Genomic DNA, 21,953 nt, shown 5'->3' with positions numbered 1-21,953 from the left:
TATACAATTCAGTTATCTCTCAGCGACAGCTTATTTAGTGTATCACCTTCAAACTTAATTGTCAACAACTAAATTAAATTATTTTCATTATCTACTTTTAAAATAATTCCTTCCGAACTTTCTCCCTCTGTTTATGGATTACTATACGAATTTAGAAAGCTACTACAACAAAGCAAGAAGCAAGAAATACTCTATATGTCTTTATCTGAATATTTAATTCTTCCTATTATAATTATCAATTATAAAAAGTGCTATCCTAAAAATTAATCCATAGGATAGCACTCAAAAGAACCTCTATTCACAATTTAATTATATTTAGTAAATTACCTTATTTGATTAATACTTTGGTCTGATAGGTATAAGTTGCTCCGTAATATAATTTTACTTTAGTAGTAATTGTAACAATGCCCTGGCTCTTAGCAGTTATCGTTCCATTTTCATCAACGGTAGCAATTTCTTCATCACTGGATTGATATGCTATAATCACTCTCCCTTTGGCACTGAATAAAGCCTTCTTTGTAAAGTTCTCAACTCTTTCCAAAGTAATCGGAAGACTTACTAATACTTGTTGTTTGTCTCCTTGGTTTAAAGTCAACTGATTTTCTACTTGTATAAGATTTTTTGTCGGTGTAATTCCTTCTTTCGATACTTTTTCTTTTAATAGAACATACTCATTTCCTTTTATAATAGGAATTTCCACATAACCGTCTTTATCAACTCTGTATGTTGTACCATATGGTACTGGCTCAAGCATTCCGGTATTACTATTTACCGAATAGAGATATAGTTTTTGTAAGGCTTTAAATCCATACTCTTTCCCAACAAATAATTTCATTTCACTTTGCGCCGGTAGTACTCCTGATTGTTTAAAATCAAGGAAGAGTCCGTCTGTATTGTTTTTATCTTTGGATAAAATACTACTCATCTTCTTATTATCAGATATTCTTCCAATATCAACACCGAGAGATAACTCCCCAATTATTATTCCATTGGATAAATTTTGGGCATCCAATTTTAACTCATAGAGTACTGTACCTAAACTATCCTTAACAACATAGTAGATATCTTTATTATTTTTAGCAGCTGCTTCCAAGGCTTCCTTCTTTATCACATAATTAGGTAGCATCTTATGTTTTGTATAGACTTCAATAATAACCTTATCAACATAATTGCTATGAAGTTGTGAAAGAATAAATTCCTCTGGTAGCTCTATTAACGAAGTATCCATATTTAGTACAATCTTTGCTGCTCCATCATAAATATATACTTCAACCGGATTCCTAACTTGTTCTGGTATAGGTACTATGGTTGAAGTAATCATCGGTGTCGGTGATGGTGTTACTGTCGGCGTTACTTCTGGCGTTGGAGATGGTGTCGCCGTTGGGGTTACCTCTGGTGTTGGAGATGGCGTCAACGTTGGGGTTACTTCTGGCGTTGGTGTTGGTGTCAACGTTGGGGTTACCTCTGGTGTTGGGGATGGTGTCAACGTTGGGGTTACTTCTGGTGTTGGCGTTACCTCTGGTGTTGGTGTTGGCGTCACTACAACATCACTGCTTCTCTTAATAGAAATATTATCAAGTTCTACTGTATAAACATTATTTTTTGCCTCTTTGGTAGCAAGTAGGAAATTAAGTTTCGTACCATTTGTCGCAGAGGTGAAGGTCCAAGAATATTTCTGAGGAATTGTAGTTATTATAAATGTCTTATCCGCCTGACCTGCACATTGTACAACAATCTGGTGATTCTGCGTAGACTTTGCATTAAAGGTAAGTGTATATTCTACCCCTTTACTAACCGGTACTGAGTCTTGAAGTACTTGAATTGCCCAAGTCTCAGAACTCTGACCGGCAGAAGTTACTGCAACTTTCCCCTCCGAAACCACTAAGGAACCGGTCTGATCTCCATTCATAAACCAGGACCCCCAAGAACTAAAGTCTTCAAACGTACCATTTTTTATAAATTCACCATCAGCACCTATCACAACCTGAGTTATTTCTATCGTATCATCCATACCAACAGCTTTAATTACAACTCTATAGTTTCCTGCTGCCAGGAATAAGCTTTTATCTAGGATAACTGAATCTTCGTAATAAGTAACCTTATTAGACGGTACAGTTTCTCCGTTTATGTACACAATCTTTGGTGCTTCATTCCAGGCTGCTTCGATTGAATGAGTTAAGATACTATCTTCTCCTAATTTGATTGTTTGCTTTACAATCATTTCCGGCGTCACTTTGGAAAGTTCCTCCGGTGTCATCTCTCGAATCACAACATTGTCAAAGATAATATCATGAGGATTGTTTTGGTTCGATGTTATCAAATCTCCCTTGGTTACATTTCCAAGTAGAAAATTTAATTTTGTTTTTCCGGATACAGGGGCATCATATCGGAACTTATAATGAGAGGTATTTGCTTCTAATACTGCGGTGGATAAAGGATTGGCACCGTTTTTCACACCAAGCTCTATGGTAAATGGTCTGCGTATCGTGGCACTTGCATCAAATTCTAACACATAAGATTTTCCACCTTCCAATGGAATATTCTCCTGATAAAGCTGTAAATCCCAAGTGTTTCCCTCATGCCATATAAAATGAACCTTTGCATTTTTTTCTGTAGCGTCTATAGTTCCACAGCCATTTTGAAAATAAGTGCCCCAGCCTTCTGTTCCATTGTCAAAAGAACCATTGACTACGAGATTTCCACTGCTCTCCATTACAGATTGAACTAGAGCATTCGTTGAATCATAACCATCTGCTGTTGCTTGTATGGTATAGGCACCGGCTCTATCAAATAATTCAGATCTTAAAGTAACCGTTTTTGCTGCTTTATTAAGACTAACAAGATTGCTATCGACAGGAACATTATTGATAGAGAACCTTATATTTGCTGCATTTTCCCATCCGGATTTTTCATAATACCTTAGGATAATATCTTCGGATACCTTTGGCGCGGCTTGAGAGCTAACCAAAAATGCCCCCTGCAATAACGGTTTATTTGTAACATACAACTCCACATCTTTTACATAAAACCTGCAAGTCTCAATAAACGCCCCTAGCAGATACTTAAGTCCAAGGTTTCCTGAAAACCCTGCTGTAAAGTTATAAGTATATTCATGCCATTCCTTTGTGATATCAAAGCTTGTATCCAGTACACTTGCCCAGTCACCACCCTCACGCTGTATTCTAATAATCGGAGTCTGAGTCTGATCACTTGAGGTTCTCGCCTTAAACTTCATTGTGTAATTTAATCCCTTAGCAATATCAACACCTGGGTACATTAGCATCTTATCGTAATTATTTATACACCTGGCACCAACTGCATAGCAAACATTTTCACCATTTTCAGACTCTACAGCATAGTCAGTTTGCGATACAGTCCATCCTGCGGTTCCTGCTGAGAAATCTCCATTGCCTACCGGATAAATTTTCACACCTTCATAACTTACGTTATTGTCAGTCAAGCGCTTCATGGAGATATCATCAAGCGTAATAATATCTGTATTTCCACCTACATAGATTCTTAACTTTGACATCTCATCTGAATCAGTTCCCATTGTAAAAGTTAATTCGCATGGGGTCATAGTAGAGCCTATCTCATATTCCTTACTTCCATAGACGATCATGCCATTTTCACTTAAAAGTTCTAACTTAACCGTACCGGTATGTTCCGATTTTGCATTGAATTTTACCTGATAGATATCATTTTTTAATAGATTTAACCCTACTTGTTCTATAAAAGAATCTGATAAAGAAACGTTAAAACCCGATAGTTTTAGAGCCCTTTCTAAAGCGTTAACATTACCTGTTGCTCCAACCACTCTCCAAAACTGCATACGCGTTGCATTTCCCTGATCAAAGGTTCCATTATAAATATGCTCTCCATTTGTAAGTGGTTGCTTTGGGGCATCCTCTGAAACATCTCCAATTAACTCTAATACTTCAACTTTTACATTTTTAATCGATACAGGAATATTACTAAGTCCCATATTTAACTCTAGCCTTCCTGTAGTGGAGTCTTTGCTCATATCAAAAGTAAATTGATGTGCCTTATAAGACGTAGATAATGTGGCACTAACTACATCCGAATAAAGACTGAAATTTATCGGATTTGCTACCTTAATTTCCATCGTACGCAAGGCATCTGCTTTTGCATCAAATGATACTTTATAACGATATCCCTTTGTTAATGGAAGCTTATGTATCATCTGAACGGAATAAGTCTGGCTTCCCTGTGATGATATAGCTATTCTTGCAGAATCGTCTTCCTGTTTTTCTGCAATCGCATCCCCCGAAAAATCAGGTAAACAAACCAAATCCCATCCATTGGTACTATTATTCGCATAATCACTTGTCACTTTGTGAATCGAATCAAAGGAACCAGTGATAAGATTAGAACCTATGGCAACTCCCTCCGGAAGAGGATCTGGTAGCACGGCTGGAGGCAATACATTTTCATCATATGTCTTCCCTTCCAAGTCATAAACTCGCACATAATCTATCTTCATCTGTCTGATATCCAGTGTAGTATCTAGCTGTCCGCCATCATAATTTCCACCGACAGCCAAATTAAGCAAAAGATAAAATTCCTGATCAAAAGGTGCTGGATAAGTATAATTTACAGGATTTCCATCTCTTTTTGAATACCAATCGCTTGTTTCATAATAAAGAATGTCATCCACATACCAACGCATAACGCCCGGTAACCATTCTAAAGCATAGACATGTTCGTCCGTGATGCGAAAAGATTCTTCGGTATAGTTATCACCCATGTATTTGTTGTTTGGCCATGATCCGCCATAGTGGAGTGTTCCGCCCACTTGATTCAAAAGTCTTCCCCTTGCTTCCATAATATCAATTTCACCGGACAGCGCCCAGCTACCATATTTATCGTAAGCCGGCATCATCCAAAAGGCTGGCCAGTATCCTGTTCCTTCTGGCATAGAAATTTTCGCTTCAAAACGTCCATATTTTTTAGTAAACAAGGCGGGTGTTCCTTGTTCGGATACATCGATGGAACCCTTGGTCCAGATTCTTCCTGAAGTATAAGAGGCTCCTTGATATTTGCTACTATCTTTATTCTTCTTTGCAGTAATTACTAGCTTACCATCTTCAAAGCTCACATTATTTCCGTCATCGGTGTAATACTGTAGTTCACTGTTTCCCCAACCCGCAATTCCATAGGTTGATCCATCACCGACCTGATATCCCCATTTTGTCGTATCAAGTTCTGTTCCATTAAACTCATCCTGCCATACCAGCTTCCAAAGGTTATCGTTTGTACCATCATTGGTAACAATAGTATCTCCTATCACAGGAACAGACTCTTCTGGTATTTGATCTGATGCCCTTGCTATATTTGGTACAGCAGAACATAATACCATACTTGTACAAAGACAAATTGACAGAATCTTTTTACCAAGGTTACCTTTTGTTTTACTCCTCATAATATACCTCCTTCTTACATATCGCAGTTCCTAAAATTCCATGCTATGGTAGACCCCCTTGCGTTTCCTTATAGCATGAAATACAACTGATGAAATCAGCTACTTCCTATAGTAAAATACAACCACGCAAGATATCAGTGGTTGTATTTTATAGAAGGTACATATTTTTTAGATTGAACACTTTTGGGACAAAATTCATCACAAAAAAGGGAAGCAAAGCTTCCCTTCCATTACATGTATCCATAACTTTTAAAATTGTATCTCTGTAAACCTATTTCTGACAATGCTCACAAAAGTAAATTGTGCCACCCATATAATTAGCCTTTCTTATTTCCTGTCCGCATTTTGTACATGGGGTTAGATAGGTTTTTCTGCTTAGATAAGTAAGATACTTTCCTTCTTCACCAAATATATCTTTTTCAGTATCTCTGCCGCCACCTTCCACCATATCACGAAGAACACTCTTTATCGCAGAGAATAGATTTAATAATTCTTCTTCCTCTACATTCTTCATCTTCCTCTTTGGATGGATACCTGAAGTAAAAAGAATATCCTGAAGTACTCCATTCCCTAATCCGGGTATTCTTTGTTCAGTTGCTAAAAATGCTTTAGCGGATAGATTCTCACATTTATCGGTATATAAGGACCTAAAATAAGTATAATCAAATTCCTCAGATAATGGATGTGATTTATCTATTGCTCCCTGATAATAATTATTCTTAAATTCTCCCTCAGTAAATGCCCAAATCCCACCATACATCATGACTGTCACTACTAATGCAGAATCATCTTCAAATTCTATATATAACTGATGCTTTTTTGGAGCTTTATTCCTATCAGCATAATAGCGTATGGATGTTCCATCTGTAAATACGATTTTACAATCTTCTGCTTTAATTTCTAACATGCCTCCACATGGTCTTGCCGTTTCTATGGTCTTACCAGATAGAAGTTCATCATAATTTTCTGGATTTCCATGATACCATGCAAAAGAGTGCGGTGATTGATTTGCTTTAACATAACGAATTACTTTACCTACAAGACTTTCATTTATTTCCTTTGATAATACTATACTTTCCGGTATTTCAAGCATAAAAACCTCCTCATGTAATGATATGTTCCGCTGGATAGTGCTTTTAATCAATATTATAAACTAGTTTACATAATCTGTCATTCTTCTTTTACATTCTGTAGCTAATTCGCCCAGTTTCTCTTATCATTTCATGGATGAAAAATATGATATGAGTTTCATAAGTAAAATTATTGATGCTATCATGCACAGTCAAGTTGTTTTTCTAAGTTTAGTTAACGAGGAGATTATCTTCTGAAACTTCACACCGCACTGTTCCCTAAATGGGAAGTTGTTACAGGCAATAAAGGCTGCTGTTTATCAGCTCAATTTAATTAGCGAGTGAGCCGATTGTTAACAGGTCGTAGATCAGTATGAAACAAAGGCTTACTATGATAAAGTGAATAATCATAGTAAGCCTTTCATTATACCCACGAAAGTAATAGCATTGTTGAAAAATATTAAAAGGATAGAAAACTAAAACGTTATTGATTATCTGATTTTAAAAATCTCTTTTCCTCTTCCTTTAAATCTAATCCAAGTGTTCCACCTGGATTCATATTATACCCAGGATCAAAATAATTCTTAAGAATCTTAAATACTCCATATTCTTTTCTACCAAGCTGACCTTCTAACCAAGGCGCAAACATTTTACCTATTCCGTGATGATGACTCATCGCTGCACCGGATTTCTGAATTGCATCAAGGATAGTGCTGTGATATGCTTTAAACTTTTCAGCATCACTTAACTTGGTAATAAAGATAAAATAAAGGTTTGCTCCCTGTGGGTAGCAATGTGACATATGAGTTGTAACAATGGTGTTTGGTAATTTGTGGCAAATTTCTCTAACATCCCTATGTACCTGTGCCATATTGGACCAGTTCACAGTACATTCTAATGTATCGGTTGTTATACCAAAGTCCATTAAAGTATCTCTAAGGTATGGATCATTAAATCGGCCTTTTTCCCAGCTCTTCGTTACAAATGAGGTTAAACTCATGCCGCCATATTTTTTTGCAATTCTTTTAATATTCTTCGCTACATTTTTAGAAAATCCTTTTTCTCCATCTGTAAATCCTATAAATAAGCAGCGTTCCATATCCTTATATCCCCTAATATCAAAGATCTTATGTAAAGGAGTATCATCTACATTGTATAAACGAAGCATTAGATTTGTTTCTTCGGGGTCAGATAATCTAAAAACGGAAGAAAATCCTGACTCACACTGCATCATTTCTCGAGCTGCCTCCTGCGCTATTTCCCAGTTCTTAAAGATATAAGAAAATCTTTTTCTGTTTTCAGGCATATAGCGAAAGACTTTTAAAGTTACTTCTGTCAAAACACCAAAAGTTCCTTCCCCACCCATCATAATCTGATTTAAGTTTGGACCGGTAGCTTCCATTGGATAATGACTTGTCTGAATCGTTCCAATTGGAGTTGCATATTTTTGCCCCCTTACAATATCAGAGATACAGCCATAATAAGTACTGTTTTGACCAGCACCTCTTGTTACAACCCATCCACCGACACTACTGTATTCAAAAGACTGTGGAAAATGCCCACAAGTATATGCTCTCTTTGCACCAAACAAGGTAGGAGCTTGATTTAATGCCTTTTCTAACTGCGGTCCCGACATACCCGTTTGAACGGTAATCGTTTGATCAATCTCGTTAAAGGAAAGTACTTTGTTATACCTTAGTCTCATATCCAGCGAGATACCACCCTTTATTGGTTCCACACCTCTTGTAACACTACTCCCGCCACCATACACATAAAGAGGTATATTATGTTTGGTACTATACGCGACAATCTGTTCAATCTGCTTTGTTGTATCAGGATAAACAACCACATCTGGTACACAATCAACTCGTCTTTCACGAAGCCTTAATGCATCATAACCGGTCTTTCCATAGGCAACAGCAAGGCGTGGATAATCATCCGTTGTTACAAATTCGTTTCCAACTATATCCTTTAGGGCCTTAATATGTACTTTATCTAAACCACATGGAATATCTAATTTTACTTTCTCCATTCCGATATCACCGGTATATTGTTTGAAATCTTCATCCTTCATCTCAAACTTTTCCTTCATCATCTTATACAATGATTCTTTAGGATATTTCACAAACTCAGGGTCTCCCCAGCGAAAGATAGATCGATAACTGTTTTTTGGTGCTGCTTCTTTCACCCACTTAGGTTCAAATCCTATATATGGTTTACTCATACGTCTTCTCTCCTTGTCAAATGTTTTATTTTTATATAGAGTGGTGATAATCTTGGATAGATTCGTTTATATACATACTGATACAGTTTTTTATAGATGCTATGCTCTTCCATATCTGGCTGAAACGTATCCTTTACATGTACCATATGTGAGATTGCCTCCTTATAGCTTTTAAACTCTCCCATTGCCACAAATCCCGCTATGGAAGATCCCAGACCAGATGCTTCATGTGTCTGAATACGGATGACTGGAAGGGCAAACATATTGGCAGTAATCTGGCAGATTTCATCGCTTTGAGACCCACCACCAGCGACATATATTTCTTTTATCTTTTGCCCCGACCGACGCTCCATACTATACATTCCATCCATTAGGGCAAACCCAATTCCTTCTATAATAGCCCGATAAAGATGAATTCTCGTATGAACATCTGAAAATCCAATAATCGCCCCTTTGGCATTTGGTGTGACAACTCCTGGTGTCCAAAAAGGCTGTAAAATTAACCCTTCACACCCTGGCGGTACTTCTCTAAGTCTTTCATTTAGAATCTTCTCCGGATCACAGCCCCGTTCCTGCGCTTCAACACACTCTTTCATGGCAAATTCACGTTTAAACCAAGAAATTAACCAGTAGCCACGAAAAATCTCAATCTCTGGATTGAACATCCCACGTGGTACCCCAGGATATGCTGGAAGAAATCGCTTTGGTTCAAAGTATTTCTTTGTAGCAAACTGTACCGTCGCAGTTGTACCAAAAGACAATGCAGCTTGATCTTCACTAATTACCGATAATCCCAGCGTTTCACAGCCTTTATCGGAACCAGTTGCAATGAGTGGAAGCCCCTGAGGTATTCCAGATAATTCTTCCATCTGCTTCGTAATCACTCCAATTGTTTCTTCCGTCTGTACCAGATCACACATCTTTAGTTTTGGAATATCACACATACATCGTTTGGGATTATTTTTTGACTGCCAATTCATTTTTTTATAATCAAAAGGAATATGTCCAATCATATTGGCAGGACAATCTTTTAACTGGCCTGTCATTTTATAGTTTAAATAGGTTGGTAACATAACAAACTTATGTGTCTTCGCCCAGATCTCAGGTTCATTCTCCATAATCCAATTTGCAACGGAAACCTTAAATTGCTTATTTAAAGTTGTCTCCATTCCAACTAATTTCATTGCGAATTTGATCCACCACTTAAACGGTTTTACGTGTTTTGTTTCTCTACTGTCTAACCACAATATAACATCTCGCAAAGGCTCATAATTCTCATCCAGACACACCGATGAATCTCGAATGGTAGTCAGTGTTACCCCAATAACATCCTCATAACCATTTAGACTTTTTACTTTTAACTCATTGGATATAGAACATAACGTATCAAAGTAAAACTCAGGCTTTTGCTCTGCCCACCCTGGATTCTTGGAATAGTATGGAGTCTCATACTTATGTTGAATCATATGTACTATCTGCCCCTGTTTATTTACGAGCATTCCACGCATACTTTGCGTCCCCAAATCAAAGGTTAATATCAACGGATTCTTCATCTTTACCCTCTCCTTGATTGAATTCCTATTATTATTCCTTTAATATGTTGCTTGTCGCTATAATATTTACATTTAACCCCAATACATTTTCTATAATAATATCCCCAAGTGAAACAGGTTTCGTAACCACAACTTTATTTAATTCACTCATAACATCAAAGATCTTATCCTTTGGTATCTCTTCGGACACTCTTACTGGAAGTACAGGTACTTTAGGAAAGTTTGTTTTAACCGTAGAACAGATGGTTCGCATTGGATGTATCATCTCACTCTTTGCAAATTCTATGCCCCGCTTACATCGATTTCCTGATACCGTGATTGAATCCCCCATTTCTTCAATCAGCATCGGACAACCATTGGGACAGACAATACAAACAAGTTCTTTCATACTTTTTCTCCTTTCACTTCCACTGTAAGAGTATCTTCTTTTACTAAATGAAATTGACTCATATCCAGCTTGATAGTTTCCATCTCTGGAGGTTTTAAATATGAATATTTTTTTTCAAATATTTGCTTTCCATTGGCTTTTATTGTTACTACGGCCTTCTTTAATACTTGACTGCTTCGGAAATAAAATGTAGCAAGTCTGCTGTCCTGACAGATACTAATCTGTTGTGGTACAAAGTAAAGAAAATCTTTGCCTACCTTAAATGATACTAATTCTTTTGAACCATAGCAATAATTTGCTGCTGATTTTCCTGCCAGTTCCCCACTCTCAGACACATAATCCACCAAATCATTGACATGAAGTGCATTCCCACAAATAAAGATTCCTGGTTCGCTTGTCATAAATTCATCATCACAAACCGGTCCCTTTGTTTTTGAATCGATCTGCACATTCAGATTTTCCGCTAACTCATTTTCTGGAATCAAACCAACTGATAATATTAATGCATCACATTCTATAATCTCTTCTGTCCCAGGAATTGGTACCATGGACTCATCCACCTTCATGATTTCAACTGCTTGTAACCGTTCTTCCCCATAAAGTCTAGTTACCGTGTGTGATAAATATAGCGGAATATCAAAATCATTAAGACACTGCATAATATTTCTTGTTAATCCTGACGGAGTAGACTTTGCTTCATATACTCCGCATACTTTTGCTCCCTCTAATGTGAGCCTTCTAGCCATAATTAACCCAATATCGCCGCTCCCTAAGATAACACATTTCTTTGTTGGCAGCTGACCTAGCAGATTGGTATAGTACTGTGCTGTTCCTGCTGTAAAAACTCCAGATGGCCTCGTTCCATGTATAAAGACTTGCTTTGATGTCCTCTCTCTACAACCTGTTGCTAAGATAATGGATTTTGAAGTATATTCAATCACACCTTCTGTATTTACCACACGAACCAAATATTTATGTTCAAGTTTTTTAATTCCAATCACATAGGTAAGAACAATAAAATCAATCTTTCTTTGATGAAACTCATCGACAAAACGCTCCGCATATTCGGGGCCAGAAAGTTTTTCCCCAAATCGAAGTAAACCAAAGCCATCGTGAATGCATTGTTTTAAAATGCCACCAAGCCTTGCTTCACGTTCAATTAATAATACTTTAGCACCTTCCTTATTTGCTGATATGGCAGCAGCCAGACCCGCAGGTCCCCCACCTATTACAATAATATCATAGTTTAACATGTGGTTCCCCCCTTTGTATCCCCCAAGGTAATATAAGCATCTGCACTTGATTTTTTCACTTCCTGAATTGAAATGTTCTTATGTTCACTTATAATCTGAGAGACTAGTGGCATACAAAATCCGCCTTGGCATCTACCCATTCCTGGACGAATTCGCTTCTTTATACCATCAACGGTTGGTACTGATATAGGAGAGTTAAGTGCATCGATAATCTCACCTTTACTAATTTCCTCACAACGACATATGATAATTCCATAGTCTGGATTGCTCTGAATCAATTTGGTGCGCTCTTCACTGGTCATCTCCCTTAGCACTGGGATGCCTTTTCGCCTTGGATTGAATTTTTCGTTCTTAGTAACTATCTCCGTTTTTGATAATTCCTTAATGACCATCTTTTCAATATCCAAAGCGACTACTGGTGCTGTCGTTAACCCAGGAGATTGAATGCCTGCACAGTGAATCAGATTCTTTGTCTTTCTTCCTTTCTCAATGATAAAGTCTTCTTCAAATGTCGCTGCACGAACTCCTGTAAAATATGTAATAATGTCTCGTTCCGATAACCCTTTCGCGGTTAATTTCTGTTTATTAAATACTTCTTTTATACTTTTACTTTCTGTTGCAAAATTTTCTTTTTCATAGGTTTCAATTGCATTTGGCCCCACAAGTAAATTTTCATGTACCGTTCTTAAGATACCACCGCCTTTGGTATGTTGCTTATTACGGGTAATTGTCTTAATTGATGCAATTGATTTAACCAGATGTGATGATTTTTTATCCAGGATGGAATTGGTTCCTTTTCTTGGATGAATGGAATAAAATCGATCTTTCGCCATAGCTGCAATATCTTCTGCAAATGTTCCTGCAGCATTGATTACTAACTTTGGATAAAGAATCCCTTTGTTGGTAGTTACACTTACAATCTGATTATCTTTTACATCCATCCCTAAAACCGCTGTATTTAAGGAAACCTTTGCACCATTTTGTACTGCATTTTCTGCGTATGCAATGGTTAATCCATAAGGACAAACACAACCTGCACTTGAATTATATAAGGCAAATGCAAACTCATCATTTAACTCTGGTTCTCGTTTTCTTAATTCCTCTCGCCTAATAATTCTTGTGTCCGTTACACCGCAGATATGTTTTTTCTTCCATGCATAAGCTGCCAATAACGGTAATAAATGTCTTTGTTTAAAACCTACATATTGGCCTCTTCGCTTAAATGGAACATCAAGTTCTTTGCAAACCTTGTCAAAGATTTGATTACCTTGCACCACATAATGTTGTTTTAAACTTCCTTTGTTTAAGTCAACCCCAGGATGCACTTCCCCATCGTTTCGTCCAGATGCCTGCATAGCAAGATCAGCCTCTTTGTCTACTAATAAAATATTCAATTTCCATTTTGATAATTCCCGTGCAATACTTGCTCCTGAGATTCCACCACCAATAATTATAACATCTGGTTTCATGCCTTCAAGCTCTTTTGTAGTTTCTTTTGGAATTCTCATGCCCTGGATATTCGTATCCAATAGCTTAATGTCATTTACTACATGTAATCGTTTATCTTTACTGACGCACATACTACACGCTCTTACAACATCCTCCCAATTTTTTAACTGTCCAGAAACTCGAATGCAATCTTCCTCTATCTTTACCGATACACTTCCAGGAAAGTACTTTTCAAGTTTCTGATTCAGCTTTCTTTCAAAGACTTTTCCGCTCATTCACCCACTTCCTTCCCAGTCGTACACGTGACCGACTCATTTTACTACATATTACCAGAATTATCAAAATGTGTCAATTACTAGTTGATACTTTTATCCATTTTTTAATTATTTTTCTCCTAATTATTGGACAAATGTAATAAAAAAGTATATACTGTTTCAAGATATTGTAATTATGATACAAACTACTTCGAAAGAATTGAAAGGGGATTCTATGGCTGCTCCAAGAAAAGATAATGTCAAAGAATTAATAATTAATGCAACCGAGCAACTGTTGGAAACTCAGAAGCTCTCTGAAATAACGTTTGCTCAAATAGCTTCCAGCGCTGGTATCTCAAAAGGAACACTTTATTATCATTATAAAAATAAGAATGATATTTTATTTGATATAACGGATAAGTATTTGCAACAGCAATGGGATGACTTAATTGCATGGACAGAAAATCCACAAAAAGATACCTCGCTCCATCGTCTTGTACAGTATGTTTTAGAACGAGATGTTGCGAATGTAGGAATGCGTTTACACTTTTTTTATGATGCTATGCTCGGTAACGAAGAAGTTCGTTCCAAATTGATGCAACGGTATTTTGATTTTGCAAATTTAATATCTAAAAAGATAAGCGATCGGAATGAGAATCTTCCCGCAGAATATATTACCTGGCTTATTCTATTAATAAGTGATGGACTCTTTATTCATAAAACGTTGAATAATGATAATTTAGATGTTGATCAGTTTATTAAGCAGAGTGGGCTATTTATGAAGCAAGTGATATCTTACGTAGAAAATGAAAATTAAATGTACGGTGGAAACACGCTCCTTGAGTTTCTCTGAAGTTGTGCTCGGTTCCATCCATATAGGTTGGTATCAGCACCTAAATGATTTACCATTCACTAATATAGCCAGTTTCGTACATAAACGATTCCCCATTCACTAATATAAGCCAGTTCCGTACATAAACCATATATTTATTTATAATTAAACTTCTTAAAAAACTTGAAAGTATCCTAAAAAAATAAATTTACTGATAAAAAAGTCGCAAGCCCTTGATTTTGGATTTGCGACTTATTAATAAAGTAGGAGACGGGTTTTAATAGAGCCTATTTAAAACTATACTATCTCTATAAATTCCACTCTTTCGGAAGATATGCCTTGGTAGCATCTAACATATCATCTACCAGTTTTTCAACTTCTTCTTTTGTTGCCATTCCCTTCACTAGCGGGTCTTGCTCAAATGCTTTAATAACCAAAGATTTATCGAAGGTAAGCGCCGCTTCCATAATGTACTCATGATTTAAGATATGTGGCATTGTTAATTTCACAATGTTTTCCGGCATCTCACCAGCCATAATAGGGCGAATGGAATCTCTCTCAAAAACCGCGTTTGTTTCTACAATTGCATTACTTGGAAGGTTTTCAATCTGCTGATTCCTATTTGGAATGTTTACATTACTAATAACTCTTGTCAAACCGCAAAGTGCCTTTATTAATAGGATACCTTCCTCACCAGATGGCTTAAGTTTAATCTCTTCTTCTCCGCTAACCAATCGATGGCTCTTATTTAATCGGTCTTCTAGATCTTTCTTTCTCCAATCGACTGTTGTTAAACCAAATTTCCAATCTGCTACTGTCTCTTTATCCTTTAAATATCTTTTGCTTGGCATAAACTCTGCCAGGTGACGATCACCTGCTGCTGCAATTAAACCAAATTCATGAAATAAGTCAAACTTCACACGATGCTTACAAGCAAAGGACGCATTTGCCCAATTCTCATCTTTTTCTTCAAATCCTTCTTCAAAATGTTCCTCAATATACTTACGATAAATAGGAAATAAATCAACCCCCTTGTAAGAAGCATAGTCAAACCAAGTAAAATGGTTGATACCAAGTACATTGACATGGATATCACTTCGATCGATATCATCAATATTTAGTTCTTTTTCTGCAATCCCTTTTAAGACTTTCTGAGTTCCAAATACCTCATGACAACAACCAAATGCCTTAATTTCCGGAAATACATGATACAATGTTTTTACACAAAGAGACATTGGGTTGGTATAATTAATAACCCATGCTTTGGGTGAGTATTCTTTGATTGCATTCGCTATCGTAACAAACATCGGAATGGTACGAAGCGCTCTCATCATACCACCTGGTCCAGCAGTATCGCCAACAGACTGATAAATTCCTAGACGCTCTGGCATATGTACATCTGTTTCCATCTCATCAAAGGTACCAGGTAGTATAGAAATCACAACGAAATCTGCTCCCCTTAACGCCACATCAATCGTGTTAGCTGTTTCGTAGTTCCATTTACCAACTGTTTCTTCTCGTTTGGTTATCATATTACCAATGATTTCATTATTTTTAGCAGCCTCTTGATCGATATCATATAGAGAAATCGTACCACTCATACTTAGCTCCATAGCTAAATCTGTCATAAAAGTCCATGCCCAGCCACGAGAACCTCCTCCTATATAAGCAATTTTTACTTCAGAAACTTTTCCATTATTATATTTCATCTTCCGTTACTCCTTTCTTGATAAAACCCTTATTCCGTCCTTTTCTACACTGGACTTTCCATTAAAATGAGGTATAATTATATTATAAAACATTGTATTTCATATTAATTTTCAAACTATATGATACTAATTAATATCATGTAATCTTTTCTCTTACTAAATTTTTCAACTCTATACTTTTGTTTTACTGGTTAAATTAATAACCTAGTGTATCAACCGATTCAAACCTTCTCATTCTTAGTATAAACTATTGATTAACCCAAAGCTTAGAACGAATTGTTTTGTCTGCGCTACAATCACAAACTTAATATTCAAATAAGACAGCGCAAAAATGGAGGAAACTATGAGACAAATTGTATTTGAAGAATCCCTAAATGGAATCACCATCGACCGCATCATCCGAGACTATGAATATAATATGCCTACGAAACACTTTCACGATGAATATGAAGTATATTATCTTTTAGAAGGTGAACGTTATTACTTTATTGAACATCAAACCTATCTTGTAAAAAAGGGTAGTTTGGTTTTTGTAAACCGTGGGCAGATACATAAAACAGGTTTAGCCGGTACTTCTTACCATGATCGAATTCTCATTGAGTTAAAAGAAGAGCCTTTCGCTTCTTTCTTCTCCTTTCTCGGAGATTTGTCTTTAAAGGACTTCTTCTCCAAGCATTATGGTGTATTAGAATTAGAAGAAAAGGACCAGCGACGTATTGAGCGCCTTCTGATTAGTCTCGCTACAGAAATTCAAAGCAAACCGATTGGATATGAGCTATCCGTTATGATGAAGTTAGCTAAATTACTTATCTTTTCCATCCGTTGTAAAGCTGATTCCAATGCCTTCATCCCCGCTACCACCGCTACTACAGCAAAACATCGTAAAGTCGATGAGGTTGCTTCTTATATTGTTAATAACTGTACCAAGCCAATCTCACTCGATGCCCTATCAAAACACTTCTTTGTAAGTAAATGTTACCTTAGCCGTATCTTTAAAGAGGTTACCGGATTCACCGTGAATGAGTATATCAATATTCACCGTGTCCAAAAAGCGCAACATCTACTACTTTACAGTGAATCCAATATCTCTGAGATTTCGGATCAACTTGGATTTGAAAGTATTACCTACTTTGAGAGAGTATTTAAAAAATACACTGAATCCTCTCCTTTAAAGTATCGGAAGCAAAACAAAAAGGAAATTCAACCAATACGTACGAAAAAGGCAGAACTTGTAGAATAGTTAAAACTTGAAGGACTGTTGCAAAAAGAATTCCTTATACCAGATATGTAGAAGATATTTTTTTCTCCTACACGTTATGGCTTAGGTACTATTTTGCAACAGCTTCATTCTTATCCCTCGTAATGAAAGTAATCAAAGTCCGAATGTAAAGATAGTCCTGTCATGTCAAAACAAAAGATTCCAAAATGTGCTCCAGTAAATCCTCTGCAATGCTCATCAGTTAGTATCTTTGTGCTGTACTCTCCTGACATTTTAAACCAATTCAAACCATCGTAAGAATAAGAGAAATAAGCATACGTGCCATACTCATCAGTTTCTACTTGTAAATGCAATTGATTATGTTCTTTTAATACCAGTGGCTCTATTAGATCTTCATATACCCCAGTATCACTTCGAAGTAAAATTAATACTTCCCTACCCTCTTCATCCACCGATTTACCAAAGATATAGTGGTTTAAGGCATCATAAAAATACGTGATTCCTGCGACCTGCTCAGGATGACTTGGTTTAAATTCTAATCCGGTTATAGCTTTCGCAAAATATTCTGTTTGCCTTCTTGCAAGTAGACTAACTCGGTGTAAAGAATTCAATGACTCTTGCCCGTATAATCTTAGATATCCGGCTCTTTCCGAAAGACTAGCCTTCTCTCCCAGTGGAATTCGTGGACTTGAGTAAACTACATCTAATGTATTGTTATCAAAATCATCCCTCTTCTCCTGCATAGATACAGGATATGAAGGAATTCCAGCCAGCTCTACTACTTCCACATCCGCTTTGCCTGTCTGATTGCTAAGTCTTAACCAGCCATCTTCACTCCACTCCACTTTTTGAATAGCAGTCTCTCTGCCAAGTAGAGAATCTTTTGTCCCTTCCCTCGGTCTGGAACAAAGATGGACCATGTACCATTCGCCATTCCCCGTATCGGTAAAATCAGCATGCCCGCATTTTTTTAAAATACTGTCATCATCTTCCTTAGAAGTCAGCATTGGATTATTTGGATCTACCTCATAAGGACCCCAGATAACTTTTGATCTAGCAACCGTAACACAGTGCCCATATCCAGTACCGCCTTCTGCTGTAATTAAATAATACCATTCTCCTATGTGATATAAATGTGGTCCCTCTGTATACCCATAAGATGTACCGTAGAATATATTTTTAACTTCTCCAATCAGTTTCTTCTCTTTGGAGTCGTACTCTTGAAGCAATATTCCTTTGAATCCATTTCTCATATTCACCAAATATTTGCGACCATCCATATCATGGAATAAGGAAGGATCAAATCCTGTACTATTCAAATAAATAGGTTCCGACCATTCCCCATCAATCGCATTCGATTGAATAAGATAATTATGGTTATTATAAAAGCGTCCTTTTTTTGTCTTAACATCCGTATACACAATATAATAGATACCATCAGAATAGCTAAGACAAGGAGCCCAGATTCCACCGGATGTTGGATTACCTATCATATCTGCCTGACTTCTTCTAGTAATCGGAGAAGGTAACTGCTCCCAGTGCTTTAAATCCTTCGAATGGAAAAGATGAATTCCTGGCCACCACTCAAAGGTTGATGTTGCAATATAATAATCCTCACCAACTCTGATAATACTTGGATCTGGACAAAAACCTCGTAATATTGGATTTTGAATCATACAAACTCCCATCTGCGTGCTTTAGTACGCTTACAAATCTTAAATTGCTTTTTTAGCTTATACTTACCTCGATTGTGAAGCCTCTGAAAAATCGTGTGAAAAGCTTGGGCTATGGCCTTTGCAATCATTTTTTAGTAAGGTTTATAAGAGATTAGTATTAGATGTTAATCCAGCGTTCTTTTGTTATCCAATAGAATCTTAATATGGAAATGGTAACATCCTCTCCTGTCTTACACACCAGCTACCATCCTTCGGAAATCCTGGTGTTTCCTCCTCACAGCCTTGATATCCTGCTACCATCATTGCAACTGCAAGTAATAAGGAACCATTTCCCGGTAGATAGAGCGGTAGGTCATGACGTAAACGTTGATAATTATTACCACTTGCCACATAAGAGTTTTTAGAGGTATCCATTAATAGAATATCAATAGCTCCGCTAGGGTCTCCTAACCTAACTTTTGTCATTGCCATAAAGGCAAAATCCCATCCCCACATCGTATCGAATTCCCAACATTCCATTATCTTGTCATACGTATTCCTAACATACTGTGCATTTGCTCGTTCTCCCGGTAATAGCCCATATGCTAGAAGCATGGAAGGATGATCCTCATTAAAGTGAGTAAATGTATCTACGCAGCCTTCATGAGAAAGATATCTACCATCATCCACTGGAAGTAGCGCCATATGACTTGCTACAAACTCCCACTCTTTCTTCTCTTTACCTAGTCTCTTCGCCCAGGAAGCAGCTATCTTAAGCCCAAAGCTCCAATATTCTAATTCAAAAGTAGGATTTGAGGTAGTGCGTGGATTAAATCGTTCCTGTGCTGGAATTAATGGTGCAGGTAAATCATAACATTTCTTTTTCTCATTCCATTTTGCAAAATCACACATAAAATCCGCGGTTTCTTTAACGATATTCCAATATTCCCTTAGAATATCCTCTCTCTTTGTATCGCGGTATAATAATTCAAGCATAAATAAAATATGTGGTTGCTGCCATATTAGTAAGGTCGCGATAGGGGATGGACTATCAATTGCATCACAAGCTACCATCTTTGGCCATCTGGCTCCAGCGTAACCATTCCTCTTCGCATTCTCTCTTGCCTCAGGTAGATGCTCTTGATACCAGGAAAGACTTTTTTCTAAATACCTGCTTCTGTTCCATAATGGTAAAAAGGCACTGTGCCACAGATGCATTTCCAGGTGAAATTTTCCGTACCAACTGTTGCAGGTTAATCCGGTTTCTTGTGGTGGTATTGAGCCACAGGATTGTATTTTTAACAGATATAGCGATAAGATAACTCTTCTTTCTAATTCGTTTGCCCTTTGATCTGTGGAACCCGAAAAATCCACAATGGCACCATTTTCCCAAAAATCACGATAGGACGTGATACTACTTTTCACTACCTTAGAAAATGTTAACTCATCTTCTTTATATTCCTTTGGCTCCTTATGAAAGGATAGTTCCTTAGTAAAGGAATGTTCCTTAGTGAAGGTATGTTCCTTTGTAGAGGACTGTTCCTTTGTAGAGGACTGTTCCTTTGTAAAGGAACAGGTAAAACAAAGGAAACCTTCCAAAGCCCTTAAGGTAAACTCATGCATATTCGTATTATGTAATTCTGCTTTTGTTTCGGCCTTAATAGCCATATGGTAAGAATCCTGATCTAACGTACGCTCAAGTTGCCAACTATTTTCATCCTGTTTTTTAACAATAGTATGATGACTGTTAGGTTTTTCCCAATCAGAAGCTGTAATATCTGGTGATCCATATGGAAATAAGAATTTCACTGTCAACTTATTCAAAAGCAAAGCCTCTGATTCTATATAGATTCCTAGGATATCCTCCTCTTGATGACAGACGGTTGTAACCTTGACAGAATATCCTTCTACCCAAAATTTGCTATTAATAATACCTTCATATAAATTTAGTTCTTGCCTGATATCCTTTATCTGATCGGAGGTTATCTCCTTATCCTCCCAAAAGAAGCTAATTCTCGCCAGATTCAAACGATGTGGATTTTCACGAAGCCAATGATATACTTCTTCATTCCCTTGTATCTTATCAACTGCATAAGTTACTGTTCTATCCACAGACTCATATTCTGTCATCACCAAATCATCCATTGTATAGTACTTATTCGCCTTCGCTGGGGTTTTATGCCATCCCCATTGACTCATAGTACAAAGAGGTACTTCATGCTCTATCTGTTCCTTATAGAGGGTTTGTAACCCTGTTACATCTACGGTAAAAGCAAATTCGCCATTCCCTACCGATAGCGGTGATTCTGGATTGACATCCTTCATGATAGGATTATGTCTATTCACTAACTCGTAACGATTTATCATAATAGCCCCCTGCTTCCTTGTGAAAAATTATTTTCATACTTCAACTATTCTGATACTTTAGTTTCTAATCTAAACGAAAATAACTTTGTGCACCAGTACAATTTACTATCTGAAAATACTATTTTTAACCTTTTAACCCACTTGTACTAATGCCTTCTACTAGGTATTTGTTAAAGAAAAGAAAGATTATGAATACCGGTATAAGAGATAAAGTTGACATTGCAAACATTGCACCATAATCCGTGGTAGAAGATGCATCAGCAAATAATTTAATTGCAATGGATACCGTATAATCCTGCGGCTTATTCAGATAGATTAATGGTCCCATAAAATCATCCCATTTCCAATAAAATTGGATAATAACGGTTGTAACTAACGCTGGTTTTAACAATGGTAGGATAACTCTTGAGAAAATGGTATATTTGCTACAACCATCAATCGTAGCTGCTTCGTCTAACTCTCTTGGAATTCCCGCCATAAATTGCATCATTTGATAGATAAAGAATGCTTGCCCAAAAAAATGAGGTAATACAAGTG

The 21,953-nt window shown here is 36.9% G+C and carries 13 protein-coding genes; 2 read left to right on the top strand and 11 right to left on the bottom strand.

Annotation, left to right across the window (positions count from 1 at the left end):
* Window positions 1–328 precede the first annotated feature (328 nt).
* The 7 genes from RTP52_RS19010 to RTP52_RS18980 all read right to left on the bottom strand — a co-directional run bounded on the left by RTP52_RS19010 (window position 329) and on the right by RTP52_RS18980 (window position 13,655).
* The gene (locus RTP52_RS19010; protein ID WP_312372927.1) at window positions 329–5,443 is read right to left on the bottom strand and encodes a carbohydrate binding domain-containing protein; all 5,115 of its coding nucleotides are present in this window, start codon (window positions 5,441–5,443) and stop codon (window positions 329–331) included.
* A gap of 271 nt (window positions 5,444–5,714) precedes the next feature.
* Window positions 5,715–6,536, bottom strand: a complete 822-nt coding sequence (locus tag RTP52_RS19005; protein WP_312372926.1) for an endonuclease VIII — start codon at window positions 6,534–6,536, stop codon at window positions 5,715–5,717.
* A 461-nt stretch (window positions 6,537–6,997) separates the two neighbouring features.
* Entirely contained in the window at window positions 6,998–8,737 is a 1,740-nt protein-coding gene (locus RTP52_RS19000) for an FAD-binding oxidoreductase (RefSeq protein ID WP_312372925.1), read from the bottom strand.
* A complete protein-coding gene (locus RTP52_RS18995; protein ID WP_312102565.1) occupies window positions 8,734–10,290 on the bottom strand; it encodes an FGGY-family carbohydrate kinase in 1,557 nt (518 codons plus the stop codon). The genes RTP52_RS19000 and RTP52_RS18995 overlap by 4 nt, the downstream gene beginning before the upstream one ends.
* Window positions 10,291–10,321: 31 nt before the next feature.
* Window positions 10,322–10,678, bottom strand: a complete 357-nt coding sequence (locus RTP52_RS18990; protein ID WP_312102563.1) for a DUF1667 domain-containing protein — start codon at window positions 10,676–10,678, stop codon at window positions 10,322–10,324.
* Window positions 10,675–11,931, bottom strand: a complete 1,257-nt coding sequence (locus tag RTP52_RS18985; protein ID WP_312372924.1) for an NAD(P)/FAD-dependent oxidoreductase — start codon at window positions 11,929–11,931, stop codon at window positions 10,675–10,677. Before RTP52_RS18985 ends, RTP52_RS18990 begins: the two co-directional genes overlap by 4 nt.
* Window positions 11,925–13,655, bottom strand: coding sequence for an NAD(P)/FAD-dependent oxidoreductase (locus RTP52_RS18980; protein WP_312372923.1), 1,731 nt, complete (start codon window positions 13,653–13,655; stop codon window positions 11,925–11,927). Before RTP52_RS18980 ends, RTP52_RS18985 begins: the two co-directional genes overlap by 7 nt.
* Before the next feature lie 175 nt (window positions 13,656–13,830).
* On the opposite strand from RTP52_RS18980, the gene RTP52_RS18975 reads away from it, so the two are divergent.
* Entirely contained in the window at window positions 13,831–14,451 is a 621-nt protein-coding gene (locus RTP52_RS18975; protein WP_312102554.1) for a TetR/AcrR family transcriptional regulator, read from the top strand.
* Between the two features lie 323 nt (window positions 14,452–14,774).
* Here the strand turns inward: RTP52_RS18975 and RTP52_RS18970 are convergent, their stop codons facing one another.
* On the bottom strand, window positions 14,775–16,175 hold the full coding sequence (locus RTP52_RS18970; RefSeq protein WP_312372921.1) for a family 4 glycosyl hydrolase: 1,401 nt from the start codon (window positions 16,173–16,175) through the stop codon (window positions 14,775–14,777).
* A gap of 343 nt (window positions 16,176–16,518) precedes the next feature.
* On the opposite strand from RTP52_RS18970, the gene RTP52_RS18965 reads away from it, so the two are divergent.
* The gene (locus tag RTP52_RS18965; RefSeq protein ID WP_312102549.1) at window positions 16,519–17,415 is read left to right on the top strand and encodes an AraC family transcriptional regulator; all 897 of its coding nucleotides are present in this window, start codon (window positions 16,519–16,521) and stop codon (window positions 17,413–17,415) included.
* Window positions 17,416–17,525: 110 nt separating this feature from the next.
* On the opposite strand, the gene RTP52_RS18960 is transcribed toward RTP52_RS18965, so the two are convergent.
* From RTP52_RS18960 to RTP52_RS18950, 3 genes are all read right to left on the bottom strand, one after another.
* Window positions 17,526–19,070: a family 43 glycosylhydrolase gene (locus tag RTP52_RS18960; RefSeq protein ID WP_312372920.1), complete on the bottom strand. Its 1,545-nt coding sequence runs from the start codon at window positions 19,068–19,070 to the stop codon at window positions 17,526–17,528.
* A 198-nt stretch (window positions 19,071–19,268) separates the two neighbouring features.
* Window positions 19,269–21,416 (bottom strand): glycoside hydrolase family 65, encoded by a 2,148-nt coding sequence (locus RTP52_RS18955; protein ID WP_312372919.1) that lies wholly within the window; start codon window positions 21,414–21,416, stop codon window positions 19,269–19,271.
* Between the two features lie 124 nt (window positions 21,417–21,540).
* Window positions 21,541–21,953, bottom strand: a 413-nt coding sequence (locus RTP52_RS18950; protein ID WP_312372918.1) for a carbohydrate ABC transporter permease, incomplete at its 5' end; no start/stop codon positions are given.

The organism is Lachnoclostridium sp. (genome assembly GCF_031997925.1).
Taxonomy (GTDB): Bacteria; Bacillota; Clostridia; order Lachnospirales; family Lachnospiraceae; genus Lachnoclostridium.
The sequence above is the reverse complement of the archived record's forward strand: the minus strand, read 5'-3'. Positions and strand labels throughout refer to the sequence as shown.

What these genes read in the sequence shown, in the direction of transcription:
- RTP52_RS19010 (WP_312372927.1), bottom strand. Translation starts at nt 5,443, where the DNA reads ATGAGGAGTAAAACAAAAGGTAACCTTGGTAAAAAGATTCTGTCAATT.
- RTP52_RS19005 (WP_312372926.1), bottom strand. Translation starts at nt 6,536, where the DNA reads ATGCTTGAAATACCGGAAAGTATAGTATTATCAAAGGAAATAAATGAA.
- RTP52_RS19000 (WP_312372925.1), bottom strand. Translation starts at nt 8,737, where the DNA reads ATGAGTAAACCATATATAGGATTTGAACCTAAGTGGGTGAAAGAAGCA.
- RTP52_RS18995 (WP_312102565.1), bottom strand. Translation starts at nt 10,290, where the DNA reads ATGAAGAATCCGTTGATATTAACCTTTGATTTGGGGACGCAAAGTATG.
- RTP52_RS18990 (WP_312102563.1), bottom strand. Translation starts at nt 10,678, where the DNA reads ATGAAAGAACTTGTTTGTATTGTCTGTCCCAATGGTTGTCCGATGCTG.
- RTP52_RS18985 (WP_312372924.1), bottom strand. Translation starts at nt 11,931, where the DNA reads ATGTTAAACTATGATATTATTGTAATAGGTGGGGGACCTGCGGGTCTG.
- RTP52_RS18980 (WP_312372923.1), bottom strand. Translation starts at nt 13,655, where the DNA reads ATGAGCGGAAAAGTCTTTGAAAGAAAGCTGAATCAGAAACTTGAAAAG.
- RTP52_RS18975 (WP_312102554.1), top strand. Translation starts at nt 13,831, where the DNA reads ATGATACAAACTACTTCGAAAGAATTGAAAGGGGATTCTATGGCTGCT.
- RTP52_RS18970 (WP_312372921.1), bottom strand. Translation starts at nt 16,175, where the DNA reads ATGAAATATAATAATGGAAAAGTTTCTGAAGTAAAAATTGCTTATATA.
- RTP52_RS18965 (WP_312102549.1), top strand. Translation starts at nt 16,519, where the DNA reads ATGAGACAAATTGTATTTGAAGAATCCCTAAATGGAATCACCATCGAC.
- RTP52_RS18960 (WP_312372920.1), bottom strand. Translation starts at nt 19,070, where the DNA reads ATGATTCAAAATCCAATATTACGAGGTTTTTGTCCAGATCCAAGTATT.
- RTP52_RS18955 (WP_312372919.1), bottom strand. Translation starts at nt 21,416, where the DNA reads ATGATAAATCGTTACGAGTTAGTGAATAGACATAATCCTATCATGAAG.